The organism is Roseovarius sp. AK1035, from assembly GCF_003288315.1.
GTDB classification, from domain to species: domain Bacteria; phylum Pseudomonadota; class Alphaproteobacteria; order Rhodobacterales; family Rhodobacteraceae; genus Roseovarius; species Roseovarius mucosus_A.
In genome coordinates, this window is the sequence record NZ_CP030099.1 from 3,684,278 (window position 1) to 3,698,047 (window position 13,770).

Below are 13,770 nucleotides of genomic sequence, written 5' to 3' on the forward strand. Positions count from 1 at the left end.
ATGACCAGAAATCAGATCACCCACCACCTGACCGACGCCCTCCTGATGGCCTATTCGGCAGGCAGCCTGCCAGAGGCGTTCAATCTCACGGTGGCCACCCATCTGTCGATGTGCGACGAGTGTCGTGCGCGCGCGGCGGCCTTTGATGCCGTGGGCGGCGCGATGATGGAAGAGACGCAAACAGCCGAGATGGCACAGGATAGTCTTGCCGCGACAATGGCGCTCATCCGCGCAGGCAAGCCGCAGCGCGAGGCACCGGCCCAGCGCACAGGGATTTTTCCCGCGCCGCTGCGCGATTACGTCGGCGGCGATCTGGCTGCGGTCCGCTGGCGGCCTGTCGGCATGGGTGTGAAACAGGCGATCCTGCCCACCTCTCGCGCGGCGACCGCCCGGCTGCTCTATATCCCCGCAGGTGCGGCCGTGCCCGACCACGGGCATCGCGGCACCGAATTGACACTGGTGTTGCAAGGGGCGTTCTGCGATCAGGTCGCGCGCTTCGGCCCCGGTGACATCGAGGTTGCCAATGAGGATCTCGATCACACCCCTGTCGCCGAAATTGGCGCTGACTGCATCTGCTTGGCCGCCACCGACGCGCCCCTGCGCTTCCGCGCCCTGATGCCGCGCATCGCACAGCCCTTCCTGCGGATTTGACCCTGCGCCTGTCGCCCCTCCCCGTTCCTATCGGGCGCGGGGCCACAGGTGACAGGCCAGACCATCTCGCCCACACCGACGGGCGCACGTCTCAGCCGATCTCAACCACCCGCGTCTCAACGCGCGATGACTTTTCCAGCGTGCGATGCACCGGGCATTTATCCGCGATCTCGCGCAGCTTCTCGCGTTGCGCCGCACTCAGATCCCCTTCCAGCCGGATTACCCGCGTAAAGACATCCACCTTGGCCTCGGCCCGCGCATCCGCATCCTGCGCATGCACCTTGTCATGGCAGACATCGACACTCACATGATCCAGCGGCCAGCCCTTGCGCCGCGCATACATTCGAATCGTCATCGAGGTACAAGACCCAAGCCCCGCCGCCAGAAACCCATAAGGCGACATGCCCCGATCCGTGCCGCCATAGGCCACCGGCTCATCGGCCAGCACATGATGCGCGGGGCCTGCGTTGACATCCTGCAAGAACCCGTCTGCATCTGCCTCACTCACCCGCACCACGCCTTCGGGGGCTCCGGGCGGCGGCGCAGGCACGCGCATGTCCAGATAGCGCGGCACCCAGGCAGCAATCACATCCGCCGCATATTCGGCATCCCCCGCGCGGGAAATCAGATGATCCGCCCCATCCAGCGTGACAAAACTCTTGGGATGCTTCGCCGCCCGGAAAATCTCTGAGGCATTCTCGATCCCCACGACCGCATCCCGTGGCGCGTGCAACACCAACAGCGCCTTGCGTAGTCCCGTGATCTTCGGGCCAAGCACCTCGGCCCGCACATCCTCGACAAAGCCGCGCCCAATGCGAATACCGCGCCCGCCCAGCCGCACCTCAGCCACACCCTCAGCCTCGATCCGCTCCAAAGCATCCCCGAAATTCTGCGTCACATGGCCCGGATCATAGGGCGCGCCAATCGTCACAACCGCCCGCGCGCTCTTGATCCGCCCCGCAGCGGCCAGAACCGCCGCGCCGCCCAAACTGTGCCCGATCAGCACATTCACCGCCATGCCGCGCTCTGCCAAGGCCTCTGCCGCCCGCTCCAGATCCACAACATTCGACGTAAAAGACGTGTTCTCGAACTCGCCCCCCGAATGCCCCAGACCCGTGAAATCAAACCGCAACACCGCGATTCCCGCCCCCGCCAGCCGTGCCGCAATCCGCCGCGCGGCCGGGATATCCTTGGAACAGGTGAAACAATGCGCAAAAAGCGCCGTCGCCAGATGTGGCCCCTCCGGCAGGTCAAGCCGCGCCACAAGATCATGGCCTGCATGGCCGGGAAACGTCAGGCGTTCGGTGGGCATCTCACATCCTCTGCGTGCTACCTCGCCAGACTATGTACCCGAACTACGGATCGCCACCCCGCCACGCCCAATGTCACGCGAAGGTGAGACATTGTGGTATTTGCCTAAAACCCGGCCTATTCCGCCGCCCGCCCCCAACCCTTCCTTAACCGGCGCGCGCGATCCTCGGATGCACAGAGGAGGGTGGGACCATGCGCAGGCAGATCGAATCGGCGGGCGATGTGCGGCGCTTCGCAGCGCTGATCTGCCTTGGCGTGCTGATTGTCGACACTCTGCTGCGGGACCTTGCCCTGCTTCCCGGCGCGCTCACGGTCGTGATGATCGCGGCCCCCCTCGCCTATGCCATGGGCCAGCGTCTCCGGGCAAATCAGCGGCACGCGCAGGCTCTCGAACATGCGCTGCACCACGATTCTCTCACCGGCGTACGAAGCCGCGCCAGCCTGCGTGCCGGCGTGCCGGGCGACACCGCGCGCCCCTGCGCCGTGATCGTGGCCGATATCGACCATTTCAAACGCTTCAATGATTGCCATGGTCATGCGGCGGGCGATCTCGCCCTGCGCCACTTTGCGCAGCTTCTGCGGGAAAATTGCCGCGCGGGCGATCTAGTGGCACGCTTGGGCGGCGAAGAATTCGTGATCCTGATGCCAATGACCAACCCGGCCAATGCCCTGCGCGCCGCCAATCGCATGGCTCGCCGCATTCGGCAGGGCCCGGTCTTTCTCGACACCGGCCCACAGACCCTGACCGCCAGCTTCGGCGTCGCGGCCCTCCTACCGGGCGACACGCTCGACGCGGGCCTGCAACGGGCCGACCGCGCCCTCTACCGCGCCAAAGGCGCCGGGCGCGATCGCGCCTGCCTCCACGACCCGGCGCTTGACGCAGGCCCCGGACAGACCAGGGCTATCCAAATCCATCACAATACGTGATTTAATATCACTCATAAATTCGTTTTAAGAATTCATCCGGTGCAATTACCTTCGGGCCATCCAACCAAAAGGATCGGACCATGCCCCAAGATCTCTGCCACAGCGCCAAAGCTCCAGCCCGCACCCCGCAAGCCCCCGCGCTTGCCCCCATTGTGACCCTGCTGCTTGCCGCCTTGGTCGTCGCCGCTCTGGCCCCCGCGCCACCAGCCGAACACACCACGGCCCAGCCCCCCATACCCGAGGACTGGCACGGCAATGTCATGCGCTCGCATTGGACAGGCGCGGGACAGCCGCGTTAAGCGGCCCCCATCAATGCCGCATCGAACGGATAGCGCGTCAGGTTCTCATAACCAGTCTCGGTGATGAGAACCTGATCCTCCAGCTTGATCGAGAAATCATTGCCCGCCTCGCTCACCAACGCCTCGACACAAAGCACCATACCCGGCTCCAGCGCGTAATCGAACGCACCCGCCACCGCCTTATCGGCATAGGCAACCAGCGGCCACTCATCGCACAAACCCACGCCATGCATCATGCAGCCGTATTTCTGCGCCTGATACTTCTCCTCCAGCCGGTGACAGCCCGCGATCAATTCGGGGATCGTCACACCGGGGCGCAGCAGCGCCATATTCGCCTGAATATGCTCATGCGCGTGCTGCATGGCCGCCACCATATCGGGGCGCGGGCGCGCATCGCCGATCCACCAAGTCCGGCTGATATCGACACAAATACCGTAACTGCCGATCAGATCGGTATCAAAGGCCACGATCTCGTTATTCTGCACAATGCGCGGCCCACATTCCTGAAACCACGGGTTCGTGCGCGGCCCACTCGCCAACAGGCGCGTCTCGATCCACTCACCGCCGCGCCGGATATTCTCGGCATGCAGCACCGCCCAGATGTCATCCTCGCTGACCCCGCCCCCCGGCACCGCACGGCGGGCAAACCGCTCCATCTCCGCTACCGCCGCCTCGCAGGCATGGCTCGCACAGCGCATGGCCTTGATCTCATCCGGTCCCTTGATGGCACGGGTCTTTTCCGTGACCTCCTCTCCTTCCATGATCGTCAGCCCCTGCGCCTCCAAGGCGCGCAGCCCGTGCAGCATCACCTTATCCACCGCCAGCCGCCGGTTGCCGGGGCAATGTTCCGCCAACAGCGCCGCCACATCGCGGGCAAAGACATCAGCGGCCACATCCACCTTGTCGCCCCGGTCGAAATAGAACAGATCCGCCCCCGACCGCGCCTCGCGCACCAGCGGATTGAACCGCGACAGGAACGGCGAATTCTTATAATCCCAGATCACCATATAGCCATCGGCACAGAGCAGCACGGCACGAAACGGGTTATGCGTGTTCCAAAGCTGCATATTGGTGCTGTCGGTCGCATAGCGGATATTGAGCGGATCGAACATCAACAGGCCCGCATAGTCCCGCGCTCCAATCGCCGCCGTCAGACGCTCCCATCGAAACTGCCGCATTGCCGGCAGGTCCGGCAGTTCCAGCCCCGCCGCAGCCCATTCGCCGTATGCCAGCTGTGTGGGGCCAATCTCCACCCGGTCGGCGTCATTGGGCGTGCCATCGCCCAGCGTCAGACCACGGCTTGGATCGATCTTGCGGGTATCGCGGTAATGTCTGTTCATCGGCAGGTCCTCCGATCCTCAGACTGTGACCGGTCTCCCGCCTTGGCGCGCTCAGCGGCGACATCGCCGATGGTCGCATTTGGTGCGAGAACCGGGTGGTGGGTGGGTTATCGGCATGGCGTGCTCCTCTGCGGCCTCATGCACCCACCCTGCCGGGCAAAGGTTAACATCAGGTTCACGCGCCGGAAAAAACCGGCACGCCGCCCGCGAGCTTACAAAATCGCCGTGCAAACCTTACGTTTTGTAAGGTCAGCCGCCCCGCACCGTGTCGATCATCAGCTGCACATTGTCGGGGTTCGCATCGGGCGTGATGCCATGACCAAGGTTGAAAATATGCGGCCCCTTGGCAAAAGCATCGACAATGGCACGGGTCTCACGCACCAGCGCCTCCCCCCCCGTAACCATATGGGAAGACTTGAGATTCCCCTGAACGCAGCCGTCTTTTTGCACATTCTCCGCCGCCCATTGGGCGCTCACCGAATCATCCACCGCAACACAATCGGCCCCGGTTTTCGCGTGGAATCCCCGATAGTTATCGCCCGCTTCCCGTGGGAAGGCGATGATCGGAATCCCCGGATGCCGCGCTTTCAACTCGGAAATGATCCGCTTGGCCGGTGCGACCGCATAGTTTTCGAAATCGTCACCTTTCAGCGACCCGGCCCAACTGTCAAAGAGCTTGATCACCTCCGCGCCCGCCGCGATCTGGGCCGAGAGATATTCAATCGTGCCCTCGGTCAACCGCTCGATGATCCCCTCAAAAACCTCTTTGTTTTCAGCCTTCAGCGCATGGGCAGGCCCCTGATCCGGGGTACCGCGCCCGGCGATCATATAGGTCGCCACCGTCCAGGGCGCGCCCGCGAATCCGATCAGCGTCGTTTCCTTCGGCAAGGCCCCGGCAAGGTTGCGCACAGTCTGATACACAGGATTTAATGTTTCGTGAATGTCCGCCACGGGCTTCAGCTTTTCCAATCCCGCCCGGTCCGTGATCGTCGAGAGCCGCGGCCCTTCCCCCGTGACAAACCACAAATCCGCCCCAAGCGCCTGTGGCAAAAGCAGAATATCGGCAAACAGAATCGCTGCATCAAACCCGTATCTGCGGATCGGCTGCAATGTAACTTCGGTCGCCAAGTCACTGTTATAACACAAGGAAAGGAAATCGCCCGCCTCTTCCCGTGTCGCCCGATACTCTGGCAAATAGCGTCCCGCCTGCCGCATCATCCAAATCGGTGGTGTGGGCAGGGTTTCCCCTGCGAGGGCTCTCAGAATGGTCTTTTGCGCGGGCATCTTATCCTCCGTTTTGCCTGTGGTCGCCTTGACACTTCCAGATGTCAAGCGTCAGGCGCTTGCCACGTCGCTTTGTCACGTCTAAACCTGCGCCATGACACGTGATTTGCCCACCCCGTCCCACCCGCTCAAGATCGGCACCCGCGGATCGCCCTTGGCGCTTGCGCAGGCCTTCGAGACGCGCGCGCGTCTTGGCGCAGCCTTTGACCTGCCGGAAGAAGCCTTTGAAATCGTTGTTATAAAAACAACGGGCGATCAGATCATCGACCGCCCCTTGAAGGAGATCGGCGGCAAAGGGCTGTTCACCCGAGAGATTGAACAGGCGATGCTGACCGGCGACATCGACATCGCCGTCCACTCGATGAAGGACATGCCCGTCCTGCAACCCGAAGGCCTCTTGCTCGACACCTACCTGCCCCGAGAGGACGTGCGCGATGCATTTGTGTCGCCCACCGTGGCCTCTTTGGCCGATTTGCCTGCAGGCTCCCTCGTCGGCACCTCGTCCCTGCGGCGCAAAGCCCAAGTTTTGGTCGCCTACCCGCATCTCGAGGTCGTCGAATTTCGCGGTAACGTGCAGACAAGATTGAAAAAACTAGAGGACGGAGTGGCCGCCTGCACCTTCCTTGCCATGGCGGGGCTCAATCGTCTTGGCCGCTCCGAGGTCGCCACCTGCGCCATCGACGCCGACGTGATGTTGCCCGCTGTGGCCCAGGGTGCCATCGGCATCGAACGCCGCGCCGATGATACCCGCGCCGCCGAAATGCTGGCCGCCATTCACCACAAGGAAACCGGCCAACGCCTTGTTTCTGAACGGGCTTTTCTTGCTGCCCTTGATGGTTCTTGCGAGACGCCGATTGCCGGTCTGGCAGAACTCAACGGCAGCACCCTGCGCCTGCGCGGCGAAATCCTGCGCCCCGATGGCAGCGAGAGCCTGACAGACGATCAATCCGCCCCGATCGAGGATGGGGCCGAACTTGGCCGCGCCATGGCCGCCAAACTGCTTGCACAGGCGGGTCCGGGGTTTTTTGATTGGCGCAGCTAACCTATTGATCTGGAATTAGCTTTCCGGGATTCATGATCCCGTTCGGATCCACCGCCGCCTTGATTGCGCGCATCATTGCAAGGGCGGCGGGGTCTTTGTGCTTCGCCATTGCGGGCAGTTTCGACAGGCCAATGCCATGTTCCGCCGAGAAACTGCCGCCAAGGGCGATCACTTCGCGCTCCACCGCCTCTTGCACCGCCCGGCAGAGCACAGGATCATCCCGCGAGGGCCAGCCGACATAGTGCAGATTGCCATCCCCTAGATGCGCCACGCCAGTATTTTCTATATTGGGATCAAGGGCTTTGCTCACACTCTCAATGCGCGCGATCAGCTCTTCCATGCGGTCCGTTGCAACAGCGATGTCATTCTCGACCACCGGTTTGCGCACCCGCAAGATCTGCGCCGAGGCCTCGCGCCGGGCCCAGATTTCGGCGCGCTGCGCCTCGCTCTGCGCCACGACCGCATCGAGAATCAGCCCCTCGTCGTAAAACCCCGCCAGAACCGCCTCAAGATGCGCGCAAATTGGCACAGCCCCTGCGGCATCCGGTGTCACATCCCGCGGTGCCCGCGCACCTAACTCGACCAAGACATTGACATCATGGGCTTTTTCAAACGGCGGTCGCATCTGTGGAAACCGCTGCAACAGCGCCGCCAAAAACGACCGCGGCATATACTCAAACGCCTCCACCGCACCGCCTGTCTCATCTTGCAACCGATTGAGCAGCCGCAACGCCACCCCAACCGATGGCACCGCCACCATTGCCGTCGCATAGGCCTTGGGGCGCGGAAAAAGTTTCAGCACCGCCGCCGTGATAATTCCAAGCGTGCCTTCGGCCCCGATCATCAGATGACGCAGGTCATAGCCCGAATTGTTCTTGTGGAGCGCACTCATCAAATTCATCACATCGCCAGTGGGCGTGACCACTTCCAGTCCCAAACACAAATCGCGTGTATTGCCATAGCGCAGCACATTCGAGCCGCCCGCATTGGTCGAGAGCACGCCGCCCACCATCGCCGATCCGCGCGCCCCGAAACTCAGCGGAAAAATCAGGTCTTGCTCTGCCGCCGCCGCGTGCAACGTCGCAAGGATCACCCCGGCCTCCACCACCGCCACGCGCGCCTCTGCACGGATCTCGCGGATGGCCGACATCCGGTCCAACGACAGCATCAGCGCGCTGTCTGCCACCGTTCCTTTGACAAGGTTGGTATTGCCAGACACCGGTACAATCGGCACGCGCCGCGCATTGGCCAGCCGTACCACTGCCGCAACCTCGCCCGTCGTGGCGGGCCGCACCACCGCCAGAGGGCTCCACTGGGTCAGCCCCGGCCAATCCTGCGACCACCGCGCGGCCTCTGCGCCGGTTGCCACATGCGCCGGGCCAACGATCGCGGTGATCTCGTTCAGAATTGCGGGGTTACTACCTGTCATGGCAAGGATGATGAAACAAAGACCGCCCCTCTACAAGTGCGCCAATCCCGGCATTTTCGCCCTTGACGCTTGGCGCGGGCTGTCTTACCTAGCCGCACGGTTTGGCGGAGTAGCTCAGTTGGTTAGAGCAGCGGAATCATAATCCGCGTGTCGGGGGTTCGAGTCCCTCCTCCGCTACCATAATTTCCAAGCACTTATGCAGCAGGTAACTCGACGCTTTCCCTGAGTTGGGAGATCAGTTGGGAGATTTTGTTCTTTTTTCGTGCTCTTCGAGCTTTTGGATCGCTGAAATTCCAAGCTTCGAATCCCGGCTGAGATAGTGCGCATCGAGGATTGCGGTGACCTGCTTCAGGCTATGCCCGGTAATAGCCGCGATCTCGGGGACACTGCAGCCCGCTACGGCCAGCCTAGTTACTGCGGTGCCGCGAAGATCGTGAAAGGTCACGTCCTCTACCCCTGCTCTCTTGCAGGCTTTGCCCCAAGACGCCCTGAAGCCTGACTCCGTCCATGAGGTCTTCCTGCTCGTCGCCAGTATTGTGACCGCGCTTCTCGATGTCTGGTCCAGCATAGCCCGCAACGGCTTACCAACGGGAATCTCCACACGAGCACCGGTCTTACGCTGCCGAAGGCGAATCCTCTCGCCATCATATGCAGACCAGGACAAACGCAGCAGATCGCCTTGGCGCTGGCCAGTCCAGAGCGCGAGCATAAAGGCAAGGCCGATATGTGAGGGGGCAACCTTCAGAAACGCGGCTTCATCCTCTGACGTCCAGACACTGTCGATCCTCTCGGACCTGTAGACTTTGCCGGGGCGCTCGCACGGGTTTGAAGGCACGAGGCCTCGATCATACGCCCAAGCGATTATCAGAGCCAGCACAGAGTAAGTATAGTCAGCTTGGCGTCGAGATGTCTTCGCCATCCTATCCCGCCATGACAGGAATTCGCCTCGCGCAGCTCGCTCCAAAAGGGCCGAGAGAGGGAAGTCATGATACTCCCCCTCGATCTTGCGAATATGGCGCGCGTAATCCCTCTGAGTTCGCGGAGCAAGGTCCAGAAACCTCTGACTTTCCTGGTAAGCGTTAAGAATGGCCTGCAAAGTGCCTTCTTGCTGTGAGCGCCGCGTTTGAACAGCTGTGTGATAGGCGTCCACAAACTCAGGATCTCCGGGTTTCCCAGGCAAACGTGGGCCACCCTTCCAAGCATAATAGTAAACGCGCACGGAACCATCTGAGAGCTTCTTACGGATGGAGTTAATGCCCTTTAAATGGACACGCATCAGTCTTCGCCCCAAGCTGCACGCTTCGATTTCCACTGATCGAAAGAACTCGAGCCAGTATCGGAAACACGCCCGCCGTCATTGGCTGCCGTATCAATCCTTATGCTTCCGTCGTTGCTGATAGTCACCCCAAACACCGTCAGTCCCGAGCTTGAAACAGCTGCCACGGCTCTTTTCACATCGCTAACGGTGAAGCTACTTTTCCGTTTTTCCATAATGCACCTCGCGTCCATAGCTTTGTAATAGCGGTTCAACGATCGGACTTCTGACACATTAATCACATTTACGTGATATTTATTTCAATATTAGAATTTTGATCTCGAGCGAGCAGTAGCGCGAGCGTGAGGTTTGCGTTTCGCATGAAACCTTTATCGCGAGGGAGGAGATGGTCCGGATAGTCGAAGAAAGCCATCGCGATGGTGTGACGCTGGCTGAGGTGACGCAGCGGCATGAGATGTCGCAGTCGACGCTCTGCGATTAGCGGTAAAGTGTGCGAAAAAGTATAAACCCGCCAGCTGGCACCGGCGGGCTTATTGTTTTGGTGATCATTAGGCGGCTTCGCGCTGTGCCTAGATCTTTCTCTCAGCCATCTCTTTCATCCAAAACGCGGCGGTTTGCTGATCCGCCTTGTTTCGGCCGCGCATTGTCCGTGCGGCGCTTGCTGCATGCGTGTCGATCATATCGTTATGGACGATGTAAAGCACGCCATCCTTACGACACCAAGAACCACTGATGTCACATCCACCAGAAGAACTGATACTCACGGGCGCTGAATACTCGGATGTCGCGAAGATAGCAGCAACTCCCTCATCGCGCAGCGCCTCAAATCCCTTGGCCTTGGCCTGCAAGAAACGAGCGAAAAATTCAAGATGGCCACCTAATTCACTCATATTGAACAGTGCATTTTCTTCGTCTTCGAAGAAACTGTCGGTTTTGAGGTCTACGCTAATTCCATGATCGTTAAGAGTGCCCAAGAAGCATTCAAAATCCGTGCCGGACGGCATAGCCATGTAATCGCGAAAGTTGAAGTTCTGGGTATTTGTGATACCATCCAGCATAGTGTCTCTCCTCTGCTTGAGACATTTCAGAAATGTAGCCTGATCTGGCATCGAAGGTCAGATTTTGATTGCCAGATCAGGCTGCTAATACGGACGTTAAACGCCCGTTACCTTCCACTGAGGGAAGTCCCTTCGAACCCGCTTATTAAGCTGGTCCAGTATCTTGCTGAGCCGCACCGCTTCCTTGATGACTGTGGCGGTAGCGGTAGCGGTAGCGGTATCTGCGTCATCCGAGTTTTCCAACTCGGCAAGCCGGGCTTCAATTTCCTCACGCTTGTAACGATTGAGCGCATCGGCCAGTGACCACGCGGCGTCCAGCAGGTAATCAACAATCACCTCGGCGCGTCCTACCGCCCCTTTGGCTCCAGGGAACGGATCGTCCTCTTCGCTTGCGCCATCTATCATCAACTCCTCTGGACCGCGCTCATCGTCAAACATTGGAGGGTTCAAGCCGATCAGCTCAAACGGCGTCAGAAAGTCAGAGTAGCATGTGTCCGACTGTATCCAGTCGCTGAAAGGAGTCTTTAGTAATTGGCGGGCCACGTCCGCTTGATCTCGTTTCTCCAGCCTTTTGCGGTCCCGATACGCCTTTTGCTTTTCAGCGGGTGTAAGTGCCATTTCTCTATCCTAGCTCTGCTACTCTATACACATTTAGTAACGCATTACCGTTACTATTGTCAACACCAATTTATCGCCCGCTCGTAAATTCGTCCGATTTCCTAGATCACACGATTCTTATTGAAGACCGTCCCCGCCTCTGCCCCCGACAGACCGAGAACGGGCACTTCAGACACCGATTCGAGTTCGATAGATACAAGGACACAGCCAGCTGCGCCTTGAGATCATCAGCGACAGAGCCGCCGCCGTCATTGGAGCGTCAAATGGCGTATGCGTAAAGCACGACCTAGAGCGCCAGCTTGACACGACAGAGCATAGTCAGATGCCGTTCCATATTCTCCGTGTCGGGCGTTTGGACCGTCGGACACGCACCCAATGCCCGACTGTCCGACCTGCCCTACTGTCTGCGAGGATAAAGATGGGGATGCAGCACAAGTTTGCCTTCCTTCGTCCGATCAGTCTGCCTTGCAGTCGGTCACGGGAAACCGGTAACCGATTGAGGGAAATGCCTCGGCGGTCGCATAGCCGTTTTCATGGGCGTGGAAGATCGCGGAAAGCTGCCGTGTTGTGATCACCGTCGGAGGGCCACCGTCCTTCTCCCAGACGATGGAAAAGAGCTTAGCGAATACGGACGCGCCGCCATTCCTATTCGTGGCAAGATCCGCCGACATGCATTCACTTGTCAGACCGCTCTTGGTGCATTTCAGAGTCTCGGGGTCACGATGCGGCCAGTTCGACACGAAGACCAGTCGGTCGTCCTCGATGGTGACACGGCCGCCACCGTTGACCTCGTCATAGGGCACCTCGCACCGCCACGTTTCAGCAAATGCCGGGCTGGCAAGCAGCACAAGAACTGCGAGGGGCGTCATAGGTTTCACAATGGATTTCCTTGATCGGACGAACACACAGCCGGGTCCGCAGAGGCATTCAGCTCGGGATGATATACCCTCGACGGGCTGCTTCACAACGCCGACAACACGGCCGAACCGCGGTGCCAGACCTGCATGACCCGGCACAGCTCACAAATCCGGGCTGCGTCCCCATGTCTATCGCCTGCCCATCTCGCCTGACCAATGACGCCGAGTTGGACCGTCACAGCACGAAGGCGTAAAGCAGCACCCAGATCGACAGGACCACACCGCAGAGCAGGGTGTAGACGCCGTTCCACACCCATCCGACGCGCAGCGCGCTGATGCCCGCGAAAGACCCGATCAGCAGCGTTGTCGCGGTGAAGGGCGAACTTGCCCCGCTCAGCGCCCAGCCGGCGACCAGTGCCACGACGATGGCCGTCGGCGTTACGCCCAAACTGTCGGCGCCTGGAATGAGCGGCGCGATCAGCGTCACCGCAAGAATCGGATTCATCCCGAGCTGCCCCGCCAACGGGATGATCCAGACAAAGGCCACGAGGATCACCCAGGGCGGAAGCACCGATAGATCTAGCCCCGCGCGTTGCATCAACGGCCCCAACAAGGCTGACCCTACAGTGCCAATGTACCCTGCCATCATAAGCAGCGTGAGTTCTCCACGATATCCCGGTAGTTCCTTGAACACGTAATCGCCGACCCGCCGCACCACCGATCGAACAGGTGCGTGCGCCCAGTGCTGGATGATCATCCACACCAGTGCGATCCCCGGCACAATGACAACGACTAGCCCAACGATCCGCACGTCCGTAATCGCAGACAGAATGATCACACTGATCACAAGGATCCCTAGTAACGCCAGCAGCGGCAACATGAGGGCCCAAGAACCCTCTGGCTCCTGGCGTTGTGGCGTCACGCTCAGACTTGGCTTGAACGCGGTGTCCAGTCCCCAGCCAACCCCGGCCAGCAGCACCGAGGAGATGAGCCCTGGCACCATCGCCTGTGCCCAACTCGTGCCAGGAACGACACTCACCGAAATCGCCATGGCAAAGGACAAGGGCGACCAGGGGAGGGTCGATACAAATGCCCGCTGAATCGCCAGAAGCATGCGACGAATGCGGTGGCCACGCACCTCGGCATTAGGCTCGGAACCTGCATTCGCCAACGCCAGAGCGCCCAACAGCTGGATCGCACCATAATTGAGCAGCAACGCGAAGCCTTGTCCGCCGAGGGTCAGCGCTAGATAGCGCCGACCGGGCCGCTGACCGGAAAGAAATCGGCCCGCCGCCTGCACAGCAGGCGAGGTTTGCGCAACATTGCGCAAGGTCGACAGCGCCGAGAAGAACGCTGCGATGAACGCCGCTGAGCGTAATCCATCCAGAACCGCCTCCTGCCAGTCAGACGCGCTGAGAGCCAGCGCCAAGGTCAGGCCGAGGGCAACCGCGACAAACGCCTTGCGCGCAAGACGCTCCTGCGCCGCGAGAATGGTGATGGTCAACACCACCAGCACCGGCTTCACCGGAGCCATCCATTCCGCGACATGCCATTCGTGAAAGATCACAAGACATGTAATCCCGACCAGCAAGATGCCCGTCAGAAGATCGACATGCCTGCGCATTTCCTTGACCAATCCCACGGCTCCACAGGTTTAAAGGCTCTTTTGCCTGCAGAA

At 60.3% G+C, this 13,770-nt stretch carries 14 protein-coding genes and 1 tRNA gene; 5 read left to right on the forward strand and 10 right to left on the reverse strand.

From position 1 onward, the window contains the following. On the forward strand, positions 1-651 hold the full coding sequence (locus RAK1035_RS17595; protein WP_008282434.1) for a ChrR family anti-sigma-E factor: 651 nt from the start codon (positions 1-3) through the stop codon (positions 649-651). Positions 652-742: 91 nt separating this feature from the next. Here the strand turns inward: RAK1035_RS17595 and RAK1035_RS17600 are convergent, their stop codons facing one another. Next, positions 743-1,963, reverse strand: coding sequence for a bifunctional alpha/beta hydrolase/OsmC family protein (locus RAK1035_RS17600; protein ID WP_008282435.1), 1,221 nt, complete (start codon positions 1,961-1,963; stop codon positions 743-745). Between the two features lie 191 nt (positions 1,964-2,154). Here RAK1035_RS17600 and RAK1035_RS17605 point away from each other — a divergent pair, with 191 nt between their 5' ends. Then, positions 2,155-2,889: a GGDEF domain-containing protein gene (locus tag RAK1035_RS17605; RefSeq protein ID WP_008282436.1), complete on the forward strand. Its 735-nt coding sequence runs from the start codon at positions 2,155-2,157 to the stop codon at positions 2,887-2,889. Positions 2,890-2,969: 80 nt separating this feature from the next. Further along, the gene (locus RAK1035_RS17610; RefSeq protein ID WP_037298511.1) at positions 2,970-3,188 is read left to right on the forward strand and encodes a hypothetical protein; all 219 of its coding nucleotides are present in this window, start codon (positions 2,970-2,972) and stop codon (positions 3,186-3,188) included. Here the strand turns inward: RAK1035_RS17610 and dddP are convergent. Together dddP and hemE are read right to left on the reverse strand one after the other, a co-directional pair. Further along, positions 3,185-4,528 (reverse strand): dimethylsulfonioproprionate lyase DddP, encoded by a 1,344-nt coding sequence (gene dddP / locus RAK1035_RS17615; RefSeq protein ID WP_008282438.1) that lies wholly within the window; start codon positions 4,526-4,528, stop codon positions 3,185-3,187. The genes RAK1035_RS17610 and dddP overlap by 4 nt on opposite strands. A gap of 249 nt (positions 4,529-4,777) precedes the next feature. Next, on the reverse strand, positions 4,778-5,812 hold the full coding sequence (gene hemE / locus RAK1035_RS17620) for a uroporphyrinogen decarboxylase (protein ID WP_008282439.1): 1,035 nt from the start codon (positions 5,810-5,812) through the stop codon (positions 4,778-4,780). A gap of 94 nt (positions 5,813-5,906) precedes the next feature. On the opposite strand from hemE, the gene hemC reads away from it, so the two are divergent. Continuing rightward, on the forward strand, positions 5,907-6,854 hold the full coding sequence (gene hemC, locus RAK1035_RS17625) for a hydroxymethylbilane synthase (RefSeq protein ID WP_008282440.1): 948 nt from the start codon (positions 5,907-5,909) through the stop codon (positions 6,852-6,854). 1 nt (position 6,855) lies between these two features. Here the strand turns inward: hemC and RAK1035_RS17630 are convergent, their stop codons facing one another. Continuing rightward, the gene (locus tag RAK1035_RS17630) at positions 6,856-8,283 is read right to left on the reverse strand and encodes an FAD-binding oxidoreductase (RefSeq protein WP_008282441.1); all 1,428 of its coding nucleotides are present in this window, start codon (positions 8,281-8,283) and stop codon (positions 6,856-6,858) included. A 103-nt stretch (positions 8,284-8,386) separates the two neighbouring features. On the opposite strand from RAK1035_RS17630, the gene RAK1035_RS17635 reads away from it, so the two are divergent. Then, positions 8,387-8,463 (forward strand) — tRNA-Met (locus tag RAK1035_RS17635). 55 nt (positions 8,464-8,518) lie between these two features. Here the strand turns inward: RAK1035_RS17635 and RAK1035_RS20710 are convergent. From RAK1035_RS20710 to RAK1035_RS17660, 6 genes are all read right to left on the reverse strand, one after another. Then, positions 8,519-9,559 carry a tyrosine-type recombinase/integrase gene (locus tag RAK1035_RS20710; protein WP_008282442.1) on the reverse strand — a complete coding sequence of 347 codons (1,041 nt, stop codon included), beginning with the start codon at positions 9,557-9,559 and terminating at the stop codon, positions 8,519-8,521. Continuing rightward, complete coding sequence (locus tag RAK1035_RS20275) at positions 9,559-9,813, reverse strand: hypothetical protein (protein ID WP_157132424.1); 255 nt, start codon at positions 9,811-9,813, stop codon at positions 9,559-9,561. Before RAK1035_RS20275 ends, RAK1035_RS20710 begins: the two co-directional genes overlap by 1 nt. Positions 9,814-10,128: 315 nt before the next feature. Further along, a complete protein-coding gene (locus tag RAK1035_RS17645) occupies positions 10,129-10,617 on the reverse strand; it encodes a hypothetical protein (protein WP_008282444.1) in 489 nt (162 codons plus the stop codon). 96 nt (positions 10,618-10,713) lie between these two features. Further along, positions 10,714-11,235, reverse strand: a complete 522-nt coding sequence (locus tag RAK1035_RS17650) for a hypothetical protein (protein WP_008282445.1) — start codon at positions 11,233-11,235, stop codon at positions 10,714-10,716. A 455-nt stretch (positions 11,236-11,690) separates the two neighbouring features. Next, a complete protein-coding gene (locus RAK1035_RS17655) occupies positions 11,691-12,113 on the reverse strand; it encodes a hypothetical protein (protein WP_157132425.1) in 423 nt (140 codons plus the stop codon). A 214-nt stretch (positions 12,114-12,327) separates the two neighbouring features. Then, the gene (locus tag RAK1035_RS17660) at positions 12,328-13,734 is read right to left on the reverse strand and encodes a hypothetical protein (protein WP_008282447.1); all 1,407 of its coding nucleotides are present in this window, start codon (positions 13,732-13,734) and stop codon (positions 12,328-12,330) included. Positions 13,735-13,770 lie beyond the last annotated feature (36 nt).

Bases quoted from the DNA above. Each gene is read 5' to 3' on its own strand.
- RAK1035_RS17630 (WP_008282441.1), bottom strand. From the start codon at position 8,283: ATGACAGGTAGTAACCCCGCAATTCTGAACGAGATCACCGCGATCGTT.
- RAK1035_RS17595 (WP_008282434.1), top strand. From the start codon at position 1: ATGACCAGAAATCAGATCACCCACCACCTGACCGACGCCCTCCTGATG.
- RAK1035_RS17650 (WP_008282445.1), bottom strand. From the start codon at position 11,235: ATGGCACTTACACCCGCTGAAAAGCAAAAGGCGTATCGGGACCGCAAA.
- RAK1035_RS17600 (WP_008282435.1), bottom strand. From the start codon at position 1,963: ATGCCCACCGAACGCCTGACGTTTCCCGGCCATGCAGGCCATGATCTT.
- dddP (WP_008282438.1), bottom strand. From the start codon at position 4,528: ATGAACAGACATTACCGCGATACCCGCAAGATCGATCCAAGCCGTGGT.
- hemC (WP_008282440.1), top strand. From the start codon at position 5,907: ATGACACGTGATTTGCCCACCCCGTCCCACCCGCTCAAGATCGGCACC.
- hemE (WP_008282439.1), bottom strand. From the start codon at position 5,812: ATGCCCGCGCAAAAGACCATTCTGAGAGCCCTCGCAGGGGAAACCCTG.
- RAK1035_RS17610 (WP_037298511.1), top strand. From the start codon at position 2,970: ATGCCCCAAGATCTCTGCCACAGCGCCAAAGCTCCAGCCCGCACCCCG.
- RAK1035_RS20710 (WP_008282442.1), bottom strand. From the start codon at position 9,559: ATGCGTGTCCATTTAAAGGGCATTAACTCCATCCGTAAGAAGCTCTCA.
- RAK1035_RS17605 (WP_008282436.1), top strand. From the start codon at position 2,155: ATGCGCAGGCAGATCGAATCGGCGGGCGATGTGCGGCGCTTCGCAGCG.
- RAK1035_RS17645 (WP_008282444.1), bottom strand. From the start codon at position 10,617: ATGCTGGATGGTATCACAAATACCCAGAACTTCAACTTTCGCGATTAC.